The 24,365-nt window shown below is 66.1% G+C and carries 22 protein-coding genes and 1 pseudogene; 7 read left to right on the top strand and 16 right to left on the bottom strand.

The genetic code is table 11. From position 1 onward, the window contains the following. Positions 1-72 precede the first annotated feature (72 nt). Together SY91_RS10395 and SY91_RS10390 are read left to right on the top strand one after the other, a co-directional pair. Entirely contained in the window at positions 73-1,827 is a 1,755-nt protein-coding gene (locus tag SY91_RS10395) for a long-chain-fatty-acid--CoA ligase (protein WP_023474782.1), read from the top strand. Positions 1,828-1,856: 29 nt separating this feature from the next. Continuing rightward, positions 1,857-2,774, top strand: coding sequence for a DUF1571 domain-containing protein (locus SY91_RS10390; protein WP_023474783.1), 918 nt, complete (start codon positions 1,857-1,859; stop codon positions 2,772-2,774). Between the two features lie 26 nt (positions 2,775-2,800). On the opposite strand, the gene SY91_RS10385 is transcribed toward SY91_RS10390, so the two are convergent. After that, complete coding sequence (locus SY91_RS10385) at positions 2,801-3,082, bottom strand: PXPV repeat protein (protein WP_043886491.1); 282 nt, start codon at positions 3,080-3,082, stop codon at positions 2,801-2,803. A 295-nt stretch (positions 3,083-3,377) separates the two neighbouring features. On the opposite strand from SY91_RS10385, the pseudogene hfq reads away from it, so the two are divergent. Then, positions 3,378-3,955: pseudogene (gene hfq / locus SY91_RS10380) on the top strand (RNA chaperone Hfq). Positions 3,956-4,035: 80 nt separating this feature from the next. On the opposite strand, the gene SY91_RS10375 reads toward hfq, so the two are convergent. The 14 genes from SY91_RS10375 to SY91_RS10310 form a co-directional block, all read right to left on the bottom strand. Next, entirely contained in the window at positions 4,036-4,746 is a 711-nt protein-coding gene (locus SY91_RS10375; RefSeq protein WP_023474786.1) for a DUF2968 domain-containing protein, read from the bottom strand. Between the two features lie 54 nt (positions 4,747-4,800). Next, entirely contained in the window at positions 4,801-6,192 is a 1,392-nt protein-coding gene (locus SY91_RS10370; protein WP_011545284.1) for a sigma 54-interacting transcriptional regulator, read from the bottom strand. A 13-nt stretch (positions 6,193-6,205) separates the two neighbouring features. Further along, the gene (locus SY91_RS10365) at positions 6,206-8,032 is read right to left on the bottom strand and encodes a TadG family pilus assembly protein (protein ID WP_023474787.1); all 1,827 of its coding nucleotides are present in this window, start codon (positions 8,030-8,032) and stop codon (positions 6,206-6,208) included. A gap of 12 nt (positions 8,033-8,044) precedes the next feature. Then, a complete protein-coding gene (locus tag SY91_RS10360) occupies positions 8,045-8,371 on the bottom strand; it encodes a DUF3613 domain-containing protein (protein WP_023474788.1) in 327 nt (108 codons plus the stop codon). A 23-nt stretch (positions 8,372-8,394) separates the two neighbouring features. Beyond that, positions 8,395-9,222, bottom strand: a complete 828-nt coding sequence (locus SY91_RS10355) for a Flp pilus assembly protein TadD (RefSeq protein WP_023474789.1) — start codon at positions 9,220-9,222, stop codon at positions 8,395-8,397. Positions 9,223-9,251: 29 nt separating this feature from the next. Further along, positions 9,252-10,250 (bottom strand): type II secretion system F family protein, encoded by a 999-nt coding sequence (locus SY91_RS10350; RefSeq protein ID WP_023474790.1) that lies wholly within the window; start codon positions 10,248-10,250, stop codon positions 9,252-9,254. A 4-nt stretch (positions 10,251-10,254) separates the two neighbouring features. After that, a complete protein-coding gene (locus SY91_RS10345; RefSeq protein ID WP_023474791.1) occupies positions 10,255-11,235 on the bottom strand; it encodes a type II secretion system F family protein in 981 nt (326 codons plus the stop codon). After that, the gene (locus SY91_RS10340; RefSeq protein ID WP_006483500.1) at positions 11,228-12,580 is read right to left on the bottom strand and encodes a CpaF family protein; all 1,353 of its coding nucleotides are present in this window, start codon (positions 12,578-12,580) and stop codon (positions 11,228-11,230) included. The genes SY91_RS10345 and SY91_RS10340 overlap by 8 nt, the downstream gene beginning before the upstream one ends. 3 nt (positions 12,581-12,583) lie before the next feature. Continuing rightward, positions 12,584-13,822 carry a fimbrial protein gene (locus SY91_RS10335; protein WP_043886472.1) on the bottom strand — a complete coding sequence of 413 codons (1,239 nt, stop codon included), beginning with the start codon at positions 13,820-13,822 and terminating at the stop codon, positions 12,584-12,586. Between the two features lie 75 nt (positions 13,823-13,897). After that, the gene (locus tag SY91_RS10330) at positions 13,898-15,229 is read right to left on the bottom strand and encodes a type II and III secretion system protein family protein (RefSeq protein WP_027807341.1); all 1,332 of its coding nucleotides are present in this window, start codon (positions 15,227-15,229) and stop codon (positions 13,898-13,900) included. A gap of 22 nt (positions 15,230-15,251) precedes the next feature. Continuing rightward, positions 15,252-16,157 carry a Flp pilus assembly protein CpaB gene (gene cpaB / locus SY91_RS10325; RefSeq protein WP_023474794.1) on the bottom strand — a complete coding sequence of 302 codons (906 nt, stop codon included), beginning with the start codon at positions 16,155-16,157 and terminating at the stop codon, positions 15,252-15,254. A 95-nt stretch (positions 16,158-16,252) separates the two neighbouring features. Beyond that, the gene (locus tag SY91_RS10320; protein ID WP_023474795.1) at positions 16,253-16,747 is read right to left on the bottom strand and encodes a TadE/TadG family type IV pilus assembly protein; all 495 of its coding nucleotides are present in this window, start codon (positions 16,745-16,747) and stop codon (positions 16,253-16,255) included. After that, positions 16,744-17,238 (bottom strand): prepilin peptidase, encoded by a 495-nt coding sequence (locus SY91_RS10315; protein WP_023474796.1) that lies wholly within the window; start codon positions 17,236-17,238, stop codon positions 16,744-16,746. The genes SY91_RS10320 and SY91_RS10315 overlap by 4 nt, the downstream gene beginning before the upstream one ends. Positions 17,239-17,324: 86 nt before the next feature. Beyond that, on the bottom strand, positions 17,325-17,495 hold the full coding sequence (locus tag SY91_RS10310) for a Flp family type IVb pilin (RefSeq protein ID WP_023474797.1): 171 nt from the start codon (positions 17,493-17,495) through the stop codon (positions 17,325-17,327). 677 nt (positions 17,496-18,172) lie between these two features. Here SY91_RS10310 and SY91_RS10305 point away from each other — a divergent pair. The 4 genes from SY91_RS10305 to SY91_RS10290 all read left to right on the top strand — a co-directional run bounded on the left by SY91_RS10305 (position 18,173) and on the right by SY91_RS10290 (position 23,792). Further along, the gene (locus tag SY91_RS10305; protein WP_043886473.1) at positions 18,173-19,861 is read left to right on the top strand and encodes a collagen-like triple helix repeat-containing protein; all 1,689 of its coding nucleotides are present in this window, start codon (positions 18,173-18,175) and stop codon (positions 19,859-19,861) included. A 40-nt stretch (positions 19,862-19,901) separates the two neighbouring features. After that, positions 19,902-21,326, top strand: a complete 1,425-nt coding sequence (locus SY91_RS10300; RefSeq protein ID WP_011545271.1) for a collagen-like triple helix repeat-containing protein — start codon at positions 19,902-19,904, stop codon at positions 21,324-21,326. Between the two features lie 144 nt (positions 21,327-21,470). Continuing rightward, the gene (locus SY91_RS10295; protein WP_043886474.1) at positions 21,471-23,156 is read left to right on the top strand and encodes a ShlB/FhaC/HecB family hemolysin secretion/activation protein; all 1,686 of its coding nucleotides are present in this window, start codon (positions 21,471-21,473) and stop codon (positions 23,154-23,156) included. Between the two features lie 174 nt (positions 23,157-23,330). Then, complete coding sequence (locus SY91_RS10290) at positions 23,331-23,792, top strand: DUF2147 domain-containing protein (protein WP_011545269.1); 462 nt, start codon at positions 23,331-23,333, stop codon at positions 23,790-23,792. Between the two features lie 99 nt (positions 23,793-23,891). On the opposite strand, the gene SY91_RS10285 is transcribed toward SY91_RS10290, so the two are convergent. Beyond that, positions 23,892-24,302, bottom strand: coding sequence for a transposase (locus SY91_RS10285; protein WP_006476154.1), 411 nt, complete (start codon positions 24,300-24,302; stop codon positions 23,892-23,894). Positions 24,303-24,365: the final 63 nt, after the last annotated feature.

Genomic DNA, 24,365 nt, shown 5'->3' with positions numbered 1-24,365 from the left:
GCCGCGAAGCACGGGGCATGGGCCGGCGCTGCAGCGTCGACCCGCGCTGAGAGCCAAGACCGGAGACACGTCATGTCATCTTCCGCAGCAACCACCTCGGCCCAGATTGCGCCGAACACCGACGCCATCTGGTACGCGTCGTACCCGCCCGGCGTTCCGCACGAGATCGACGTCACGCAATACGCATCGCTCGTGCAGTTCTTCGACGAATGCACGACCCGCTTCGCCGACCGCGTCGCCTACGTGAGCGCCGGCGCGTCGATGACGTATCGTACGCTCGCGCAGAAGGTCGACGCATTCGCGTCGTATCTGCAAAGCCTCGGCGTGAAGCCCGGCGACCGCGTCGCGATCATGCTGCCGAACACGTTCCAGTACCCGGTCGCGCTGTTCGGCACGCTGAAGGCCGGCGCGATCGTCGTCAACGTGAATCCGCTCTACACCGTGCGCGAACTCGCGCACCAGTTGAAGGACAGCGGCGCGCAGACGATCGTCGTGTTCGAGAACTTCGCGCGCACGCTGCAGGACGCGCTGCCGGAAACGCAGGTGAAGCACATCGTCGTCACCGCGCTCGGCGACCTGCTCGCCGACGGCTTCAACGCGAAAGGACTCCTGATCAATTTCGTGCTGAAGCACGTGAAGAAGCTCGTGCCGGCCTACCATCTGCCGCAGGCCATCCGGCTGCGCTCCGCGCTCGCGCTCGGTGCACGCGGCAAGCCGCAGCCGGTGCAGACCACGCGCGACGATCTGGCGTTCCTGCAGTACACGGGCGGCACGACCGGCGTCGCGAAAGGCGCGATGCTCACGCACGGCAACCTGATCGCGAACCTGCTGCAGGCGAAGGCGTGGATCGCCGACCAGGTGTCGGGCGACGTCGAAACCGTGCTCACGCCGCTGCCGCTCTATCACATCTATTCGCTGACGGTGAACGCATTCATCTTCATGGGGCTCGGCGGGCGCAACATCCTGATCGCGAACCCGCGCGACATGAAGATGGTGATGAAGATCATCCGCCACGAGACGTTCACGGGCATCACCGGCATCAACACGCTGTACAACGCGTTCCTCGACAACGAAGAATTCCGCAAGCGCGACTTCTCGAAGCTCAAGCTCGCGATGGCGGGCGGGATGGCGATGCAGCGTGCGGTCGCCGAGCGTTTCCAGCAGGTGACGGGCCGGCCGGTGGTCGAAGGCTACGGCCTCACCGAGTGCTCGCCGATCGTCACGATGAACCCCGTGGACCTGAACGACATGGCCGCGTTCAGCGGGTCGATCGGGCTACCCGCGCCGTCGACCGTCGTGCGCTTTCGCCGCGAGGACGGCACCTGGGCCGCCATCGGCGAGCCGGGCGAGCTGTGCGTGCACGGCCCGCAGGTGATGCGCGGCTACTGGCAGCGCCCCGACGAGACGGCCAAGGTGATCGACGCCGACGGCTGGCTCGCGACCGGCGACATCGGCGTGATGGACGAGCGCGGCTTCATCCGCCTGATCGACCGCAAGAAGGACATGATCCTCGTGTCGGGCTTCAACGTGTATCCGAACGAGATCGAGGAAGTGCTGGTGATGCATCCCGGCATCAGCGAAGCCGCGGCGATCGGCATTCCGGACGAGGTACAGGGCGAACGGATCAAGGTATTCGTCGTGCGCCGTGACCCGTCGCTGACGGCCGAGGACGTGCTCGCGCACTGCCGCAAGAACCTGACCGGCTACAAGATGCCGAAGTTCGTCGAGTTCCGCGACGCACTGCCGCAGACGAACGTCGGCAAGATCCTGCGCCGCGCGCTGCGCGACGAGGAACTCGCCAAAATCAACGCCGCGAAGCAAGGCTGAACGATCCGTCGCCCCGGGAGACGCTGTCGATGAACGAAGGAATGAAGCGCCACGCACGGCATGTCGCCACGGCGGCCGTCGCGTGCGTGCTGTCGCTCGCGCAGGCAAGCCTGCATGCACAGGAAACGGCCGGCGCCGCGAGCGCGGCCCAGGCCGCTGCGCTGCCGGCGGATCTCGCGAAAGTCACGCACGAGCCGCTCGCGCAACAGGCGCGCTGGCTGCGCACGGCGGCCCAGCGCGGCACGCTCGCGCAACTCGACGACGCGACGCTCACTGCACTCTTCAAGGCGCTCGATCCGCTCGCCGTGCCGCTCTATATCCGCAATGGCCCGAACGGCTATCCGTCCTACCAGTTCACGATGGTGCGTCAGGAGCGCATCAGCGGAAAATGGTCCGACACGCCCGACCGCATGCTCGTGAAGACGACCCGCGAGCCGCTGCGCGTGTATGCGAAATGGCTGCCGGGCGGCGCGCATGCCGGACAGGAGACCATCTACGACACGACGCAGCGCAAGGACGAGATGTACGGCCATCTCGGCGGCCTGCTCGGCAAGATTCCGCTGTGGACGGCGATCGACGGCGCGCTGGCGCGCGCGCAGTCGAATCACCAGGTGAAGGATCTCGGCACCGAGTTCATCGCGAACCTGTACCTGACCGAAGGGAAGAAATACCTGGAAGCCGGCGTGCAGCGCCCGACCGACGTGGAAGCCAAAACGATCGGCGGCGTGCGCGTCGTCGCGCTCACCTACGAAACGCCGACCGGCCGGCCGCAGTTCTACGCGAAAAAGGAAGTGCTGGGGCTCGACCTGCATGCACCCTATTTCCGGACCGTCGAGTCCTATGACAACGACGGCAGGATCTTCGAGCGGATCGTCATCGAGAAAATCGCGCCGATGCCCCTCGACGACACCGCATTCGACCCGAAAAACCCCGACTACGCGTTCTGACGCGCGCCAGCGGGGCGGTCACGGGCTCAATCGTCATCGTCGTCGCCGTGGTGTCGACGCCAGTGCTTGTAATAGTGCTTGCGCCACTTGCGGTAGCGGTCGTCGTCATCGCCGTAATAGCCATACCCATAGCCCGGATAGGCGACGACGGCCGGCTGCGGCGCCACATAGACCGGCGCCGGCTCGACATAGACCGGTGCGACCGGGACGCCGATGCCGACCGACAGGTCCACGTGCCCCGCCATTGCACTACCGGAAACGAGCAACGCCATGCTCCCGAACACCGCTGCTACTTGCCTCTTGTTCATGCTCCGCATCCCTGATAAGCCGGCCCGTCCGGTTCACGCGGTCAATGTAAGCGCGGCGCGCGCACCCAGGTGATACGGGGCTGCGAGAGTCGTAACGCCACGTAACGAAACGAATTTGACCGTTCGGCCTAATCGCGAAAATGCGCCGGAACGTCTATAGTGGGTTACGGTTCGACACAATCACGACTGCGCGCTCCCTTATCGAACAGGGTAGAATTCCGCCAAACGGCTTGTGGACGAACACGCCACACACACGCACAACATATTCTCTGACGCAGGCTCCTGCCGCACCTCAATGGCCAATCCCGCAGAATCCCATCCGCAAAACGACTTCATCAATTCGGCGCGCAAGGAACGTAAGCGTGTTGAAATCTATCTCGTCAACGGCATTCGTCTGACGGGGTGTATCGAGTCGTTCGACCAGTATCTGGTGATGCTGCGCACCCCCGTGGGTCTGCAAGGCATCTACAAGCGTGCGATTTCCACGATCCAGCTCGACACGGGCGGCTCGCGCCCCGGCGGCGGCGGCCCCGCGGCCCGCGCACCGGTGGTCGCCCCGGCGGCCGTGAAGGCGGCGGTCACAGCCCGTACGGCTCGCACGGCGGCCCGCGCGAATCGCGCGGCGACGGCGGCTACGGCTCCCGCGAGCCGCGTGAAGGCTACGGTTCCCGCGAGCCGCGCGAGGGTTACGGCTCACGTGAGCCGCGCGAAGGCTACGGCGCCCCCCGCGAGCCGCGTGAACCTCGCGAAAACTACGGCGCGCCGCGCGACACCGGCGACGCATCCGGCAACGCCGCGCCGTCGGATTCCCGCGGCGGCAACGGGCCGGTCATCGTGACGCGCCGCCGGCGAATCGTGCCGGACGGCCAGTAAAACAAAAGGGCAAGCCAACCGGCTTGCCCTTTTCACTTGTACGGCCGGCGCGGCATGTCGCCACACCGTCGTTATTGGGTTCAGCGTGCCGTCGTCGGCAGGCCCGCGTCGGCCTCGCGCTGCAGCGAACGCACCTGCTGCTGCAACGCCCGCAGTTGCGACTGGAGTTGAGCCTGTTGCGCCTGCAACGCCGCCGTTTCGCTCCGCACGCTCTTCTGGCGATCCGCCACCGCCGCCTGCTGCTGGCGGGCGATCGAGATGTCCGCCTGCAGGCGCCGCGCGCGGTCCTGCGTGACCTCGATCTGCTTGTCCATTTGCGCCTTCTGCGATTCCAGCTTCGCCGCCCGCAACTCGTTGACGGCCAGACGCTCCGCCTGGTGCGAGAAATCGCGATAGATCGCTTCCGCACGCGTTTCGTCGTAAGTCTTGATCACGCGCCAGAACGCCTTCTGCTGGAACAACGCGACGAAATACGCACCGTCCTTGACGTTGAACAACAGGCTGGCGCCGTAGCTGCCGTTGTAGCTCGTGCGCATTTCCGTCAACGAGTGCGCCTGGATCTGGCGCTGCAAGTCGTCGACCGTGCTCGGCCCCGACGTCTCGCCGGCCTGCGGCTGCACCGACGTCTGTGCCTGCGAATCGATCACCGGAATCGCGGCCACCGGCGCCGACGCCTGCTGCACCGCCGACGGATCGCCGCCCGCCAGCCCCTGCGCGAACGCGCCTTGCACGCCTCCCGCCATGGCGAGCAGCAATACGCTCACCCGCCCCAACCCCGTCATATGGCTCATGAAGTTTTATTCCCGCCCGAGTCGTTGTAATTCACCGCGATTTTATCTCATTAATTACTCACTTTCGCGGGTCTCGGGCTCTTCGTCGAAGATCTGATATTTGCGCATTTTTTCCCACAATACCTTGCGGCTGATGCCGAGCTGCTGGGCCGTGTCCTGACGCCGCCAACCGTTTGCGTCGAGCGCCGAGATCACGCGGTTGCGCTCGTTCATGTCCCATTTGCTGCGATCGACGAACACCTCGGCCGCGCTCTCCGCCGGCACCGGCTGCGCCGCGCTGCGCGCATGCGCGATCAGCCGCTGCAGCCGCGCGGCATCCCAGCCGCCCGTCTGCCGCACCGTCACGCCGACCCGCTCGGCGAGGTTGCGCAGTTCGCGCACGTTGCCTGGGAAATAACTGTCCGCGACCGAATCCGTGAGCCAGTACGGCAGATCGGACAACTGGGCGAGCCGCTCCTCGCCCACGACCTGGGCGACGAACGACTTGAACAGCGCGATCTTGTCCACCGCACCGCGCTCTTCGAGCGACGGAATGCTCAGTTCGATCACCGCGAGCCGGTAATAGAGATCGGCGCGGAACAACCCTTCCTTCACGAGCTGCGGCAGCTTCTTGTTGCTCGCCGCGACCAGACGGAAATCGACCTTGACCGGCGCGGTCGCGCCGACCCGCAGCACCGCGCCGTCCTCGAGCACGCGCAGCAGCTTGACCTGCTGGTACAGCGGTAGATCGCCGACCTCGTCGAGGAACAGCGTGCCGCCGGCCGCCTGTTCGAAATAACCTTTATGCGCAACAACCGCGCCCGTGAACGACCCTTTCGCATGACCGAAGAACAGCGATTCGAACAGGCCGTCCGGAATCGCGCCGCAGTTCACCGGCACGAACTCGCCGTGCCGATAGCGCGAATGCTTTTCGTGCAGCAGTTGCGCGATGCGCTCCTTGCCGACGCCGGTTTCGCCGTGCAGCAGCACGTTGGTGTCGCAGTCGGCGAACGTATCGACTTCGTGCAGCAGCGCCTGCATCGATTCGGAGTGCGCGACGAGTTCCGACGGCTGCAACGTTTCGGCCGCGTGCGCCCGCAGTTGCGTGACGAGCTTGCCGATCATGCCGCGCAATTCGGCGCACGTGAAGTCGAGCGGCAGGATGTGCGAATACTCGGGCGGATACTGCGATGCGTCGTGGTCGCGCGCCGCGCCGACCCAGACCACCGGCATGCCGATGTTGGCCTGCCAGTCGCGCAGGAATGCCGCGCCGCCCTCGATCATCGTCACGCTGATGATCGCAAGCGACCGCCGCAACGCGGCGCGCTCGGGCGAGACCGCCGCGTTGTCGGCGCGGATCACTTCGACGTCGAAGCTCGCCATGCACCGGGCGACGCGGTCGACGATGTCCGCCTTGCCTTCCCAGACGTACAGGTCGAGCTCTTCGATTGCGGGCGTATTTCTCATCTGATCTGCTTCTTCAGTAAACCGTTTGGGCGACCCCGCAACTGAGCGAGATCTGATGGACCGTCGCCGCGCCGACCTGGACGCCAAGCAGATTCAGCAGCGGAACGAGGACTGCGTCAAGGCTGGACAGGAGTGGGTTGAGCAGACTGGTCAGAAAACCGAGCAATGTCGACGCGAGGGTCGACGGAATCGACAGCAGATCTGCGCCGAGCAAAGTAAGGGTGGCGGTGATCTGCGCGCCCGCGAGTTGCGTGAGCGCTGAACTGAGCGCCGAGCCGAGCGCATTCGAATTGACCGTCCAGTAGTTGGCGTCGATCCCCGGCACACCATTGAATGTGTGCTGTTGTGCCGCGCCCTGCACCTGGACCGATACGTTGGACATCGAGACTTTCAGGGTGGCAAGCTTCAGCCCGGCAAGGCCGAGGACAGTCGCATTGATCACCTGCGCAGGCGACGTGCAGCTGTATGCCGACGACAGACTGATCTTGCCCGACGAATCGAGCGGCGGCTGCCCGATGCACAGATTGGCAACCCCCGGCTGTGCGGTAATGACGACCGTGCTCGCTGCCTGTGTGGCCGCGCATTGCGTCGAGTTCAGCCACGCGGTACCGGTGCCGGCCTGCAGATAAATCGGCAGATTGACATCGACGCCCACGTTCAGCGCGCCCAGCAACGGCCCGACCAGCGGCAACTGCGCCGTCCCAAGATAGACATTCAGATACACGCCCACCGCCGCCGTCGACGCCTTCGTCCGCCACGTTCCCGTCGCCGGATCGATCCCGCCCTCGCCGACGCCGATCGACGGCGGGCTGATGATCTGCACCTGCAACTGCGTTCCCGTCAGCCCGCCGAGATTCAGCGACGGCACGTTGACCACGACCGCCGGCTTGCCCGTTGCCGCGATCTCCGCGCCGACCATCAACAGGTCGAGCAGATCCACCTGTGCGTTGAGTGCCGCCTGCGTATCCGCGAGCGCGACGTTCAGCAAGCCGCCCGCGCCGCCGAGGCCGATCGACGTCCCCGGAACGTTGGCGTTCAGGATCGCCTGCAGCGTGGCGAGGCTCGCCTGCAGGCTTGCGTTGACGACGGACGTCTGCGTGGCCGCCTTCACCATCAACTGGAGCAGTTGCGGCAACGTGAGCTTCAGCGCGAGCAGTTGATCGACCGTGCCGACGCCCGCCGCCACGACGAGGTCGCCGACCGTCACGTTCGTGCACGCAAGCGCTTGATACGATGCGATGTTCAGGTTCAGGTTGGCGCCGAGCAGCGCGCCGATCAGCCCGTTGACGAGCCCCGGATTGCCGGAGGTCGGCGCCGATCCGCCTGAGCAACCCACTCCGCCGAGCGCGGCCAGGGTCGCGCCGACCGAGAACGTATCGATGTTGGTCGACCGCGCGGTCGACACCGCGGACACCGTCTGCGGCGGTCCGACGAAGAAGAACGGCACTTGCCGCGTGACGACCACCTTGGCCGCGTTCAATTGCGTGGTTCCGGATGTCGCGGCAGCGTAGTAGCTGGGTGCCGGGTTGACCGACGTATCCCAGCGGCCACATTCGATGTTGATCGTGTCGCCGTTCGACGCATCGAGCCCGTTCGACTGTGCGTTGCTGGTCGCGGTGGAAGTGGGCTGCGAACAGGCGTCGTCCATCCGCTGCACGGCGGCGAGCGCGGCCATGTCGGCAATCCGCTGCACGTCCCGACGCTGGAAAAAGAGATTACCGACGCCAATGGCGCCAAGCGTCGTGATGGCGATCAGCGTCGCGATGATCGCCATCACCGAGAACGCGCCGCGCTGCCGTGACGCGCGGCGGATCGTGCCGCCACTGTGCCGGGTAGTCACCGTTTTGCTCCGTCAGCGCGCGAGGTCGCCACCGGAAAGGCCGCCGCCGCTACCACTGCTGCTGCCGCCGCCCGACGCCGACATCGTGCCGAACCACTGCGGAATCGGCGTCTTGAACGAGTCGATATAGCGCTGATAGGCATACGTGCCGGCCGCACCGTCGATCGGTTGCGGCGCGGCGGCCGCGCGATTCGAGCGCTGCACGTCGAGCAGCGCGCTGGTCGCATGACCGATTTCGGACGCCGGCGTGTCGTCTTGCGCATGCGCGACGCCCGCCCCGAGCGAGCAGGCGAAGGCGATGCCCACGGCCTGCACGCGGATTGAGGAAAGGTGAAACATGATGGCCTCCGTGAATATCGTCGTTATCGCGCGAAACGCTGCAGCAGCGGCACGGCAAGATCGAAATTGTCGCTGCTCGCCACCGACGGCACGGGCACGCTGGCCGGCGTATAGGCGACGGCGCGCTGCTTCGCGCGCATCGCGGCCGCGACCTTCGTCTCGTCGTCGCGAATCTGGTTGCGCACGGCGGGCGACAACTTCTGCTGATCCATCAGCCGCCGCGCGTCCTTCGCGTGACCGGTCGCGAGCAGGTAGAGCACGAAGTTGCTGAGGATCTTCGGGTTCTTCTGCTCGAGTTCGGCCGCCTTCAGCAGCGGCACGCGTGCCCCGGCCAGATCGCCGTCGCGCATCTTCGAATACGCAAGGTCGGACAACGTCGCCGCATCGGTCGGCGCAAGCGCCGTCGCCTGCTCGAGCTGCTGCGCGGCCAGCGCAAAATCGCCGCGAGCGCCGGCGGTCAGGCCGAGCCCGCGATAGCCGCGTGCCGCGAGCGGCGTCGTCAGCAACTTGGTATAGGCGGCCACGCCGGCGTCGTACTGGCCGGTCGCCCGCAACGCGTCGGCGCGCAGCAGGATCGTGTCCGGCGATGCGCCATATTGCTTCTCGTACTGATCGATGTGCGCGAGCGACGCGAAATACAGCCCTTGCCCCTGCATCCGCTCGATCAGGCCCAGATACATGCCCGGCGTATCGGGCGCCGCATTCTTGTCGGCCGCGGCCTGCATCAGCGCGCCGCGTTCGGCCTGCGCACCGATACCGTATCCGGACTCCTTGAACATCGCGCACCCGCTGGCGAGCAACGCGCACGCCGTCGCGCCTGCGATCGTGCGAACCCAACCCAATCGATTCATCTTGTGTCGCTCCTTCCCCTCATGCCGCATCAGCGCTGAAACGCAGCGAGCGCGGACAGCACGGTCATGATCCCCGGCCCCGCGGTCACGATCAACAATGCCGGCAACAGCGTGACGATCATCACGCCGGTCATCTTCACCGTCAGGCGGCCGATCTGCTCGCGCAGCGTCGCGCGACGCCCTTCACGCAGACGGTCGCCGAATTGCTTCAGCGGCTCCTGCACCGCGCCGCCATGCTTGTCGACCTGAATCAGCAAGCGCACGATCGCGCGCAGATCCTCGTTGTCGAAACTGTTCGTGAGGCGTTGCAGCGATTGCTCGCGCGTACGTCCGGCCGCGAACTGCCGCTGCGCGACGCCGAGCTCCCACGACAGCACCGGCAACATCGTCTGAAAATCGTGTGTGACCACCTGGATGCTCTGGTCGAGCGACAGGCCGACGCCCTGCAGCAGCCGCAACATGTCGACGAGCAGCGGCAGTTCGGCCGCAAGGCTCTGCCGACGCGCGGTCGCGCGCCGCCGCACGTAGATTTTCGGCAGCATGTAGCCGGTCACGAGCGCAATGGACAGCCACAACGGCCAGCGCGCTTGCTGTCCGCGGCCGATCAGTACCAGCACGGCCAGCGCCGGCAGCAGGATCGCGCAGACGATGCGCGCGCCGACGAACAGCGCTCTGGCGCGCACGTCGACGAAACCGCACTGCTCGAGCAATCGACGGTCTTCGTCGGCGATCAGATATCGGCTGAAACTGGTATCGAGCCACCGCATCCCGACGTCTTCGAAACGTTCGCGCAGCCTCGCGAAGCGAACCCGCGGCGCGACAGGTGCCGCTGCCTCGCGCGCCGCGTCGCCGGAACCGGCACGCGCGGCGGCCGCTTCGGCCGCGGCGGCCCGGCGGTCGAGCGCATGCAACAGCGCGCGCTCGGCACGCTGCACGAGCACGATGCGAACGATCGCGAGCGCGGCAAGCAGCAGCACGCCGACCGATCCGAGCACCAGCGCAAGCGCGCCTAAACGGTTTGCATCCATCCATTCACCTCAGCCGCGCGAGCCGGAACAGCCAGAAACCGCCGATCGCCTGCAGCGCGAACGCCAGGTAAACCAGCTGACGTCCGGCATCGTCGTTCCACATCGCCGTGAAATAGCGCGGGCTCGTGGCAATGACGAAGCTGCCGACCGCGATCGGCAACAATGCCAGCACCCATGCGGACAGCCGGGTTTCGGCCGACATCGCGGACAGTTCGCGCTCCGCCTGCTCGAGATCGCGCATGAAGGTCGACATCCGGTCGAGCATCACGTCCGCCCGTCCGCCATAGCGCACCGACAGACGCAGTACCGCGCCGACCAGTTCGAATTCGCGAATACGGTACGTATGCGCGATGTGCAGCATCGCACGATCGATGTCGACGCCGGAGCGCAGCATTCGCGACACGTCGTCGAGGCAGCGGCGCAGCGGCATTTCGGCCGTCTGAAGCGCCGACTGGAACGCCGCCGGCACGCTGTTCCCGAGCGTCACGAGCCGTACGATCCCGTCGAGAAACGACGGCAACTGACGGACGATCTTCAGGCGGCGCCGGCTGATGCGTGACGTGATCCACAGCACGACCAACACACTGCCCGCGACGAGCGCGGCCGCCGCGGCGAGCACGCCGCCGGCCATGCCGGCCCACAGTGCGAGCAGCACAACGATCGCCAGCGACAGCACGAGGCCGGCGCGGACTTCATCGAGGCCCGCACGGTCGGACAGCACGGTCCATGCGTTGAACGCCGACGCACGCCAGCGCGCGAACCCTTGTTCGGGCTCCTGCGGGTTCGCCGTACCGGCCGCCGGGGCGCGCGCGGTGCGTGTATCGCCAGCCGATGCGGCGGGGCGCGCGCCCTGTCCGACGCGGCTGTCGAAGAACCGCTGCGCATGCGCACGCCCTTCCCGCACCTGGCTTCCGCGCCACAGCAGCAGCCCGGCCGCCGCGCAAATCAACGCGAACATCAGCGCGAGCAAGGTGGCGCTAGACATTGAAGCCCCCGCCTCGCCCGAAGCTGCCACCGAACCCGCCACCACCGCCGCCCGCCGACACCAGCGTGCTGCGGAAACGCGCCAGCTTCGGCGAATGCGGATGAATGCCGAGCGATTCCCAATGATCGATCTCTTCGCCCTCCGGCGTGACGCGCGCTTCGTAGCGATACAGCTCCTGCGTCGATACGATGTTGTCCGACATGCCGGTGACTTCGGTGATCGACAGGATGCGGCGGCGGCCGTTGGACAGCCGGCCGATCTGCACGATGAAGTCGATCGCGTTGGCGATCTGCCGTCGCAGGCTTGCTTCGGTCCCCTGAAAACCGGCGAAACCCGCCAGCATCTCGAGCCGGTACAAACATTCGCGCGGCGAGCTGGCGTGCACGGTGCCCATCGATCCATCGTGGCCGGTATTCATCGCCTGCAGCATTTCGAGCACCTCGCCGCCGCGCACTTCGCCGACGATGATCCGGTCCGGCCGCATCCGCAGCGTGTTTCGCAGCAGGTCGCGAATCGTCACGACGCCGCTGCCGTCGAACCCGCCGGGACGACTTTCGAGCCGCACGACGTGCGGGTGATTCAGCGACAGTTCGGCCGTATCCTCGATCGTCACGACGCGTTCCGCCATCGGGATGTGGAACGCCAGCGCATTCAGCAGCGACGTCTTGCCCGAACTGGTGCCGCCCGACACGAGCACGTTGCAGCGCGCGTCGACCGCGGCCTCGAGCAACCGGCCGATTTCCTCGTTGTAGGTACCGTTGCCCAGCAGATCCTCGGGCTTCAGCGGGTCCTTGCGGAACTTCCGGATCGACACGACCGGGCCGTCGATCGACAACGGTTCGATCACGACGTTGACCCGCCCGCCGTCGGGCAGCCGCGCATCGACCATCGGATTCGATTCGTCGAGCCGCCGGCCGACCGGCGCGAGAATCCGTCGCACGATCCGCAGCAGATGCGCATTGTCGGTGAAGCGGATCGGCAGCTTCGACAGGATCCCGTGGCGCGACACGTAGATGTCGTTGTAGCCGTTGATCAGGATGTCCTCGACGTGCGGGTCCGCCAACAGGTCTTCGATCGGCCCGAAGCCGGCGAGCTCCTTCGTCAGCGCCTCGGCCACCGCACGCACCTCGCTCTCGTTGAGCGGGATGCGCCGCAACCGCACGAAGCTGTCGATTTCGAGGTCGACGAACTGGTTGATCGCCTGTCGCGACCAACGGCCGAATTCGGCGCCCAGTTCCTCGATCCGCGTGAGCAGATGCTCGTGCGCGGCATTCTTGATGTCGTGGAACTGTTGCGTTTGCGAGAACGGCGCTGCGCCGTCGGCAAATTGAATGTCGTGTGCCATCGCTTACGACCGCTTCGTAGAGGATTGAATGATTCGCTTGAGCGCAGAGAGGCCGCCGGCCGCACGCTGTGCCGCTCCCGGCGCCGATGCGCCCGCGAGCCGCTCGACCAGCGGCCCGAGCGCACGAACGTACGGATCGCGTTCCGCGACCTCGGCGATCAGCTTGCCCTGGTTCGCCGCATGGCCGATCGACACGCGCCGCGACGGCAGCGTCGCCAGCAGCGACAGATCGAGCCGTTCGGCGATCTGCGCGGGCATCAGCCCGAGCTCGGCATCGAACTGGTTGACGACGAGCCGGATCCGGTCGGTCGCGGCGCCTGCCTCGCGCAACCCGTCCAGCATCTCGACCGCCGATACGACCGATGCCACGCCCTGATCGCAAACGAGCCATGCTTCGTCCGCGAGGTTCACGACCTGCGCAATGAATTCGCGATTCGGGAAGCCGCCGAGATCGACGATCTGGTGATCGAAGAACGCCCGCAGCCGGTTCAGCAACGCCGCGCAAGACGCTGTCGCCACGTCGCGCAGCTCGGCGAGATTCGGTGGCAGCGTCGTCAGCGCGACGCCGCTCGAATGGCGCGCGAGTGCGGTGGTCACGAACGTGCGGTCGATCCGGCGCAGGTTGCGCACGGCCTCGACGAAATGGAATTCGCAGCGCGTGTTCAGGAACAACGCGCCGTCGCCGGCCGGCAGCCCGAGATCGAGCAGTGCCGCCGTGCGCGCGGGGTCGGCCGGCCGCCGCTGCATCAGCACCGACAGGTTCGCGGCGAGTGTGCTCACGCCCATTCCGGCGCGCGCGCCGAGCAATGCGGTGACCTTTCCGTGACGATTGGCCGGCTCGCCCACGTTGTCGAGCAACACGCGCGTGATCCGCAGCGCTTCGTCGGCCGGTGCGGAGAAATCGACGAAATCGCGCACGCCCGCGCGCAGCGCGGCGAGTGCCCCTTCCGGTTGTGCAAGCGAGCCCAGTGCGACGACCGGCACGCCCGGATGCGCCGCGCGTACCGCGGCGACCACCGTGCTTGCCGCCGCGCAGTCACCGGAAAAATCGATGAACACCAGCGCCGGATTCAACACGCCGATACGCTGCGACAGCGCGGCGCCATCGAGCGGCACCCCTTCGACCGCGCCGGCAGTCACCAGCGATTGCGACAGCCAGTGCACATGCTCCGCAAGCGAGGAAGCGCAGACGAAGTGGTCGGTAACGGCGGGCTCAGCCAAAGAGTAGGTTCTCGCATTCATCTTGGATACTCCCAATGAAGCAAGGCATCGCGTCGTGCGCGACGGCCTGCGCGGTCCGGTAACGATTCGGCGCGCTCATTTCGAGAACCCCGGCCCTGCGTCCGGCGATGCCATGCCGCCCAGGTACGAACGCCACACCGGACCGTCGCGCTGCTCGGACAGCTCGCCCGGCGTCGCCGGCAGCGGCGCGCCCTGCGCGATCGGTGCAACGAGATGCGGCGTCACGATGATCACGAGCTCCTTGTCGTTCTGCTGGTAGCTCAGATTCTTGAAAAACGCGCCGATGATGGGCAGATCGCCCAGGAACGGCACCTTGTTGACGTTGGACGTGGTTTCGCGGTCGATCAGGCCGCCGATCACGAAGCTTTCGCCGTCGCCGAGCTCGACTGTCGTGTCCGCGCGCCGCGTCGTCAGCGCGGGCACCTGCACGCTGTTGATCGTGATCGAATGCACGAAGTCGAGCTGGCTCGACTCGGGCGCAACCTTCAGCGCGATCCGCCGCGGACTCAGCACGGTCGGCGTGACCGTGAGCCCGACGCCGTAGGGTTTCCATTCGATCGAGATCGTGCCGAGCGATTGCGGCACCGGCACCGGGATTTCGCCGCCGGCGAGGAAGTTCGCGCTCTGGCCGGACAACGCGACGAGCGTCGGCTGTGCGAGCACGCGCGCCAGGTTGTTCGCCTCGAGAATCGACAGGTCAGCGAACAATCCGCGCGACACCGAATTGACGACGAGGTTGAACGCCGACGAAATCGGTACGCTCGTGTTGTAGGTGAGCGAGCCGCCCGGCGTACCGGTAATCGAGGTGAGCCCCGTCGGCGCGAAGGCGCCGAACGCAAAGCCGTTGCTCTGCTTGAAGAAGTTCAGGCCCGCCTGCTTCAGCACCGAGCGGCTGAATTCGACGACCCGCACATCGACCTGCACGACGTTCTTGCCGGAAATCGTCGACGCATCGAGCGTCGTCCCGTCCTTGCCGCCGACCGTCTTCGCCGCATGGACCGCCCGCTGATGCCCGTCGAGCGTTCCGGCCGCACCGCCGATCACCGTCGTGCCGCCATACGTATTCACGCTCGGCGACGTGCCGTCGAGCAGTGCCCGCGCCGCACCGCTCGTGACGTTCACGTTATAGACGGTCGGCTCGTCGCGGCCGCGCTCCCAGATCATCACGTTCGTCGCGCCGGCACTCTTCGCCACCAGCAGCACGCCGCCACGCCCGCCCTTCACGACGAGCACGTCGGCCACCGACGGGTCGCCGACAGCGACCCGCTGCAGCGCGCGCCCCGTCGCAATCTGCCGCTGCGCGCCGATCGCAAGGCTGATCGTGCCGCTCGTGTCGGCCGCGTCCGACAGCGGCGGCATCGCCAGCGCGCTCAATGCAATAGCCAAACCAATCAGTTTCTTTTTCATTGTTTTGCCGTCGTCGTCCTGCTCAATAAGCGACCGTTTCGGTCCGCCCACCCCGAATCACTTCGATGCTGCCGCCGCTCGGATGCCGCGCGACCACCCGCGGCGCCGCACGCGGGGCCGGTGCCGCCGTCGTCGCGCTCTTCGACAACTCGCTCAGCACCACGCCCGCCGCGGCAAGCGTCGACGGGCTCTTGTCGTCGCCGACACGGACCGCGACGGTTTGCGTCGCGACATCGTCGTCACGCGGGCTACGCAGCGCGAGCACGAGCCGGCCGCTCTGCTCGGCGAGCGTCAGCGCGTCCACCTGCGCGGTCGGCACCGCCAGCACCGCAGTCCGCGTCCCGACCACCGAACCGTTCGAGCTGTCGCGCTCGGTCGTCGCATCGCCGAACGACAGCACGCGGACCTTCGACATCAGCAGCCGCGCCTGGGTATTCACGATCTCCGCCGTCGACGTCCCGCCAATCGCCACGCCGGTCCCGTCGCGCTTCAGGTTCAGGAACACGTCGACATAGTTGCCGGGCCGCACGCGGTTGCCGACCGCGTTGGTCTCGTCGACCTTGATCGCGACGGCACGCTCTCCCGGTGCGAGCTGCTCGGCGAGGCCGGACGACAAGGCGCTCGCGACGACGGCCGCCTGCGCGGGGATATCGGCTGCCGGAATGCGGCCAACCAGTTGCAGCGGATCGGCGAACGCCCCCTGCGGCGCGGCGGTCGACTGCTGCACCTTCAGCGCCTCGGCCGGAATCGGCTGGCCGGCTTGCAACGGCCGCGTCGTCACGACGACCGGCACGCTCTGCGTCGCGACCGTCGCGGCAACCCGCGCGAGATCGGCCGGCTTGCGACCGAGCATCCACGCATAGACGCCGAGCAGGATCGCGATCGCGATCAGCAAGCCCGCAATGATCTTCGTCAGGTTGTTGGCCATGGTGTTGTTATGTTTCCCCGCTACTCACGATTGAATTCTCCACGCAGCATGGCCGACCGGGCGCCCTCGACCCGGCACGACGCCGTTGCTGCCGTCTATATGATGTTGACCGGGCTGATCTGCACCATCGCGGTTCCGGTGAGTGTCGACGGCACCGGCAACAGCGAACCGAGCAGCGGAAACGGCGGAATCAGCGGGCTCTGCGAGTAGGGATACGTCAGCGTGATCTGCACGCACAGCATCGTCGGGTCGTACGAACAGCTGCCTTGCTGCGTGGGTGAGCATGTCGACCCTTTCAGCCATGTGGTCAGGTTCGTCGCGGCCGTGCATGCGGCCTGGGCCCGCGCCGCCAGCGCGGCTTGCTGCGCCGCCTGCACCGACGCGGCCGCGCCGACCTGCTGATAGTTCAACGCGGCGCGAGCGCCTTCCGTGGCGGCAAGCGTCAGGTTTTGCTGGGCCGCGAAGATCATCCCGTACGTGATGATCGCGTACAGGATCAGGAAGAACACGGGGAGCACCATCGCAAACTCGATCGCCGTCGCGCCACGCTGGCGACGCCGCATGCCGGATGCCGGACGAACGGCCGTCATTGCATTCCCCCCGTCGCGATCCGGTACAGGCACCACAGCGCCGCGGGGATCACGAGAAACGCGGCATACGGCGACGCCCGGAAACCGGCGATCTGCATCGTCGGCGTACGCCGCTGCCACAACGCCGACACCGGCGTACGGGTGGCGAAAACCAGCGTGCCGGCATGCGCGAATGCCAGCAGGCTCGCAATGATCCAGAGCCACAGCAGCGCATGCGGGCCGCACCACGCGCCCAGCACCGCGAATACCTTGACATCCGCGGCACCCATTACGCGCAGCACAAAAAAGGGGAAAAGGCTGAGAAAGCCGATCAGCACGCCAATGAGCGCCTGATTCACGGATATGCCGAATGGATTATGCCCGGCGAGCACAAATGCAGATACGAATCCACCGATCACCAGTGAATTCGGTATACGCCTATGACGGATGTCCTCGAGCGCGACGAGCACCGCCCACGCGAGGAAAACCCCGACGCCAGTTAGCAGGATCATTTACGCCCGAACGGCAAAACTTACCGCGCGGATTGCCGAAGCAATCCGCGCCCCTAACAACAGGGAAATGAGCCGAAGCTCGTTCGTTATACCGACGGCAGCTTGCTCGCGATGTAGGTGAACGCCCCCGAGATGCCGGTTGTCAACGTGCTCATGGCCGTGACGAGAGCGACTGCGATAAGTCCTGCGATGAGTCCGTACTCGACTGCGGTAACCCCGTCTTCTTCCTTAAGGAAACGCTTGATGATTGCTTTCATTTTATTCCTCGTGCCTGTATTTACGTTTTCTGGCCTTTTATACGTATACGTCCCCGCATATCTGGCCGTTTGCCCCAACCGTTCGCCACATCTGCTGTAACGACAACCGGGTGCGCTTTCTTTATAGGTCGCCCCGAAGGGCATTGCTCACGATTTGATGCAAGTTAACATTCGCGATAGCGCTCCTCCTCGAACGTAGTGTACCGAACCGTACATTTGCTTACATCTGCTCCGGATTCTATATCCGATCCCATTTAAATTCCAACCTCTTTTAACCACTCTGACGGAAAAAAATGACCGGGAGCACAACGTATTTGTACGGCGTTTCGGTACGACTTACACATAGGATTTACGATAGGTTAGATGTGCACACCTAATCCACCAGTAAAACAATGGCCTCGTCCACCAAGCCTGCGGGGGGCCCATGTTACGCCGCACGCGTAACGCCAATGTTGTGACGTTACGTTACGAAACGGCCGAAACCGTTCTCATTCATCTGCATTTAAACAGATTCAACAATCTTTCAAGATCCGTAACTTCCTTTTCCGACAAGGAATTGCCTCGTTTAAAACCTGTTGTCGAACCGTCGGCCATCGAAATGGCACGACAGTTGCAGAGTAGTCCTCGCACCACTCAACACAACGCAGTTCACAACACATCTTTAATGCGAGGAAGAAATGGACATCAAGGTTATCCCTCATGGCGTGTTCCGGACGACTCTGATCGCGGCCACCGTTGCAGCCATGCTTTCCCTCTCCGCGTGCGGCGGCTCCGGCTCCATCAGCCAGGGTCTCGGCGGCGGCGGCTCGAGCTCCGGCGGCGGCGACACGATCTCCACGTCGGGCGGCAACGGCTCGAGCGGCACCTCGGGCACGAGCGGTACCTCCGGCACCAGCGGGACTTCGGGCACGAGCGGCACGTCCGGCACGTCCGGCACCAGCGGAACCTCTGGTACGAGCGGCACGTCGGGCACCAGCGGCACCTCGGGCTCGAGCGGGACGTCCGGCACCTCGGGTGTGTCGGCGAATCCGGTGGGAAATGTCCTCGCAGGCACCGGCAATATCATCACGAATACCGGCGGCACCGTCTCCGGTCTCGGCTCCGTCATCGGCAGCCAGACGCTGCCGGGCGTCAATCCGGCCACCACGCAAGCCGCGGGCGGCATCGTGCAAAGCGTCGGCGGCGCTGTCACCGCACTGGGCAACGGCCTCGGCAATGGGCTCGGCCAGCTCGGCGCGACGAAGGACCCGGTCGGCACCACGGTCGCCAGCACCGGCGGCGTGGTCAATCAGCTCGGCGGCGCAGTCACGCAAACGGGCAACCTGGTCACGAGCCTCGGCAGCGGCCCGCTGTCGCCGCTCGCGCCGGTCACCGGCGCCGTCGGCGGCCTCGTCACGACGCTCGGCGGCGCCGTGTCGAACGGCGGCACCACGCTCACCAATGTGCTGTCGACCGGCCCGATCCAGCAGGTCACGCAAACGGTCAGCTCGGCCATCACGCCGATCACGACGATGGTCGGCCAGACGACCCAGACGATCGGCACGGCAACCGGCCTCGGCGCACCGGTCAACACGCTGCTCGGCACGGTCGGCAACGGGCTGAACCAGGCCGGCGCCCTGCTCGCATCGACGGGCGGCAACCCGGTCACCACGGGTCTCGGCAACACCGTCTCGTCGACGGGCAACACCGTGAAGGCCGTCGGCGGCCTGCTCACGGGCGGCACCGGCGGCGTGACCAACCCGCTCGCCCCGCTCACGGGCCTCGTCTCCACGGTTACCGGCGCACTCGGTGGTGCGACGGGTGGCGGCAGCGGCCCGCTCGCTCCGGTCACGGGTCTCGTCTCCACGGTCACCGGCGCACTCGGCGGCGTAGCAGGCGGCGGCAGCGGTCCGCTCGCTCCGGTCACGGGTCTCGTCTCCACGGTCACCGGCGCGCTCGGCGGCGTAGCAGGCGGCGGCAGCAGCCCGCTCGCACCGGTTACGGGCCTCGTCTCGACGGTCACCGGTGCGCTCGGCGGCGTGGCAGGCGGCAGCGGCGGCCCGCTCGCCCCTGTGACAGGCCTCGTCTCGACGGTCACCGGCGCGCTCGGCGGCGCAACGGGCGGTACCAGCGGCGGCCCGCTCGCCCCGGTCACGGGTCTCCTCGGCGCAGTCACGGGCGCCCTCGGCGGCGCAACGGGTGGCGCAGGCGGCAGCAGCCCGCTCGCCCCGGTGACGAACGCCGTCTCCACGGTGACGAGCACGGTCGGCGTACCGGCACTGAGCGGCGGCACGGGTGCCGTCACGAACTCGGGCGCGTCGTCGAATCCGCTTGCGCCCGTCACGTCGCTGATCGGCGGCCTGCTCGGCGGCACGCACGGCAAGTAATCCGACATCCATTCATCGAAAAGACAGCGAGGAGTCCATCATGTCCCAGCAACGTTCCATCCCGACGGTCGCCCTGCGCCAGTGGCGCGCGCCCCTCACCGCCTTCGCCGCGGCGTGCCTGCTGGCCGCCTGCGGCGGCGGCGGCGTCAGCTCGCCGCCGACCAGCAGCAACGACAACAACAACCCGAGCACGAGCGGCACGTCCGGCACGAGCGGTACCAGCGGCTCGTCGACCGGCACCAAGGGTGTCATCAGCACGGTCGGCCAGACGGCCACCGACCTCGGCAGCACGGTCGGCAACATCAGCCTGCCGGGCCTCGGCGACGGCGTGACGAAGGGCGTCGGCAGCACGCTGTCCAGCACCGGCACGATCGTCGGCGCGGCAGCCGATGCGGTGAGCAACGGGCTGGGACAGATCGGCTCGACGAAGGACCCGGTCGGCACCACGGTTGCCGGTCTCGGCAACGTCGTCGGCGCAACCAGCAACACGGTGTCCGGCCTGAGCTCGACGGTCAAGGCGCTGGGCACGGGCCCGCTGGCACCGCTCGCGCCGGTCACGACGCCGGTCGGCACCGTGCTCGACACGGTCGCCAACGGCCTGACGGCCGCCGGCACGACGATCGGCTCGACGCTGTCGTCGGGCGCCGTGCAGCAGGTCACGCAACCGATCAGCTCGGCGATCACGCCGCTCGTGATCACCGCGGGCCAGGTCACGCAGCAGGTCGGCACGACGACCGGCCTCGGCCAACCCGTCTCGGGCCTGCTCGGCCAGATCGGCGGCGCCATCAGCTCGGCCGGCAAGCAGGTCGGCGGCACGTCGAGCCAGCCGCTCGTCGGCGACGTCGGCCAACTCGTGACCGCGGTCGGCAACACCGTGACCAACGCGGGCGGCCTCGTCAACCCGAACGGCCCGAATGGCGCGGCGCCGATCCCCGGCCTGATCACGAGCCTCGTCGGCGGCTCGACGGCAACCGTCCAGAACGGCTCGTCGTCGGGTTCCGGCTCGACGAACCCGCTCGGCGGCCTGCTGTCGGGTCTCGGCTCGACGCCGCTCGGTTCGCTCACGGGCGCCCTCGGCGGCGCAACGGGCGGCTCGGGCAGCGGCCCGCTCGCGCCGGTGACCGGCCTCGTCTCCACGGTGACCGGCGCACTGGGTGGCGCGGCAGGCGGCAGCAGCGGTCCGCTGGCACCCGTCACGAATCTCGTGTCGACGGTGACGGGCACGCTCGGCGGCGCAACGGGTGGCGCAGGCAGTGCAAACCCTCTCGCGCCCGTCACCGGTTTGCTGAATACTGTCACCGGAGCTGTTGGCGGTGCAGCGGGGTCCGGGGGTTCGAGCCCGCTCGCGCCGGTCACGTCGCTGGTCGGCAGCGTGTCGGGTACGGCATCGTCGGGCAGCGGTTCGACGGGCCTGCTGGCACCGGTCACGGGGTTGCTGGGTACGCTGGGTAGCGTCGGCAAGTAAGGAGGACGGTCGCGTCATCGCAGCCGGAGCGAATGGCGCGGCCGTACAAACACAACCGGCATGGCGGCACGCGGCGCGCGACACTCGGATGTCGCGCGCCGGCATTACAAAGAAGACGAAAAGCAAGGCCTACGAGGAAGAACAATGAAATCCAGACTCGACAGATGGATGATGCTGCTTGCCATCGCGGCGACAGGCACGGCACAGGCACAAACGCGCGTCGGCGGTAACCCGCTCGACTCCCTTCCCCAGATCAACGCACCGAAGACGGGCCCGAACGTCACCGTTCAGGTCGCGCCGCAAGCGCCGCAATTGCAAGAGCTGCTGTCGCGGCACCTGACGCCGAAGACGTTCCAGGTCGAAGGTGTGAAGTCGGTACCGTTCGAGGAAATCACGCGCCGCTTCACGCCGCTCGTCGGCAAGGACATCACGATCGGCGAGCTGATCGAAACCGCCAACGGCGTGACCAAGCTGTACCAGGAGCGCGGCTACGCGCTGTCGTTCGCGTTCGTTCCCGCGCAGACGTTCGAGGACGGCGTCGTGCGCATCACGGTGGTCGAAGGCTATGTGTCGGACGTCAAGGTCACCGGCAAACCCGGCGCGATGGAACCGAAGATTCGCGCGATTGCCGCGCACATCACGGCCGACCGACCGCTGCGCCGCGCGACGTTCGAGCGCTACGTGAACACGTTCGGCCTGCTGCCCGGCCTCACGGTGAAGGCGAATGTCCCGCCGCCGCAAACCACCGACGGCGCGACGACGCTCGAGCTCGCGGTCGATCGCAAGCCGTTCAACGTCAGCACCGGTATCGACTTCAACCACCCGGGCGTCCAGGGCCTCATCACCGCGACCGAAAACGGCCTGACGCGATTCGGCGAGCAACTGAGCATCTCGGCGCTCGCGCCGCCGGGACGCGACAAGCAAACCTACTTCGCGTTCAGCGGCGCCCTGCCCGTCGGCAGCAGCGGCCTGATCACGCGACTCGATGCCAGCACGTATCGCGGCAAGCCGACCGACAACCCGGGGTTGCCGTCGACTATCGAGCGCACCGTAAAGAACGAGAAATTAGGTCTTTCGGCATCCTATCCGATCTTGCTGAATAACCAGCGCAGCCTGCTCGGCACCGTGTCGGGTTATGCGTCGCATAACGAGGACCGCTACCAGAACAAGATCAACGGTGCGAGCCTCGACAACCGGTCGCAGGTTCGTGTTCTTCAATTGCAGTTTGACTACACGAGTGTCCAGCCGAAGCAGGTGCGCAAATTGAGCGTCAACGTTGCCAAAGCATTCGATATCCTCGGTGCATCGAAATCGCAGATCGGCACGAACGGCGGCACCACAACAAACTACGACGACCCGATCTCGCTGACCTTCGTTCGCACCGGCGCGACTTTCACGCAGACGAACGAATGGCCGTTCCGGATCGGCACGTCGGTTTCGGTGACCGGGCAATACAGTCCCGACTCGCTGCCGACGTCCGAGCAGATCTCGTTCGGCTCGACCCGTTACGCGCTCGGCTACCAGCCGGGCGAAACATCGGGCGACTCGGGCTGGGGGATGTCGCTGGAAGTCAACCGCGGCTTCACGCCGGGCTGGACGTATCTGAAATCGATCACGCCGTACATCGCATACGACATGGCGCGCGTGTATCTGCACTCGGGCACGCCGTCCCCGAACCGCATGTCGTCGGTCGGCATCGGCGTGCGGCTCACGGACAGCCGCTACTACAGTCTCGACCTGAACGTCGCCAAACCGGTGGGCGACGCACCGGTCGAAAGCGCGTCACGCAGCCCACGCATCAACGCCGCGTTCTCCTATCAGCTGAACTGATCGGTCACCAAAGCCTCGAAACAGCCCGCATCACGCGGGCTGTTTCGATTAGAGTCCCCTCTATCAAACGTGGCGCGCGGTTTCACGTATTCTGGCGAAGCTCGCAACATGCCCGCCCCATGCAGACGGGCGTGCGGGCGAATCGAACAGACATGCAAAACAAGGAGGATGACAATGATTCAACTGACCCGCCCGTTGCGTGCAATCGCCATTGCCGGCGCCCTGCTCGCGTGCGCAGCCCCCACCTTCGCGCAAGCCGACAGCCCCATCGGCATGTGGCAAACGATCGACGACAACACCCATCAACCGAAGGCACTCGTGCAGATCGCCGAGGACGGCGACGGCGCGCTGACCGGCAAGGTCGTCAAGGGCCTCGGCGCGAACGATACGCCCGATCGCCGCTGCACCGCGTGCACGGACGAGCGCAAGGATCAGCTCATCAAGGGCATGACGATCATCAAGGCGATGAAGAAGGACGGCGACCACTGGGACGGCGGCAACATTCTCGACCCGGAGAACGGCAAGGTCTACAAGTGCAAGATGACGCTTGAAGACGGTGGCCAGAAGCTCGTGGTGCGCGGCTACATCGGCGTGTCGCTGCTCGGTCGCTCGCAGACCTGGGTTCGCCAGCAATAACGCTCCACGCGCCAAAACGCGCGGCTCAATAAAAATCGGCCTGCGACAACGTCGTCAGGCCGATTTCTTTTGGTGCGCGCACAACGAAAAGCGATGGAATCACGCTGCGTGCTTCATTGCACCCGATGCATAGCTGCCTGGTGCCCGATACGCGGGTGCTGCGTTGCTACGCGCCTCCGCCGCTTTCGATTGCGTGTGCTTGCGCATCCGCGCGGAGAGTTCATTGCACAGATTCATGCCGGCTTCGCCATAAAGCTCACGCATCACATTCATCAGCGTGCCCGTTTCGTGCCACACCTTGAAGCGGCGATGGCATGTTTGATACGACGGGTAACGGCGCGGCATGGCCGACCAGGTTGCGCCGCTGTAGATCACCCAGAGCACCCCGTTCAGCACGGCCCGCGTATTGGCTAACGGCCGGCCGCGCAACTCGGTGCGCGGCTGCATTTCGGGCAGAAGCGGCGCGACGCAGCGCCATTCGTGGTCGGTCAAATCGCGATACGGTGTCATGGACATCTCCAGCCTTAATAACCATGACACCACAATATCGGCTCACCTCAACGATGAATATAA

Origin of the sequence: Burkholderia cenocepacia, assembly GCF_014211915.1 — a bacterium.
Lineage (GTDB): Bacteria > Pseudomonadota > Gammaproteobacteria > Burkholderiales > Burkholderiaceae > Burkholderia > Burkholderia orbicola.
Note: the sequence above shows the minus strand (reverse complement) of the source record. Positions and strands in the feature narration are given on the sequence as shown.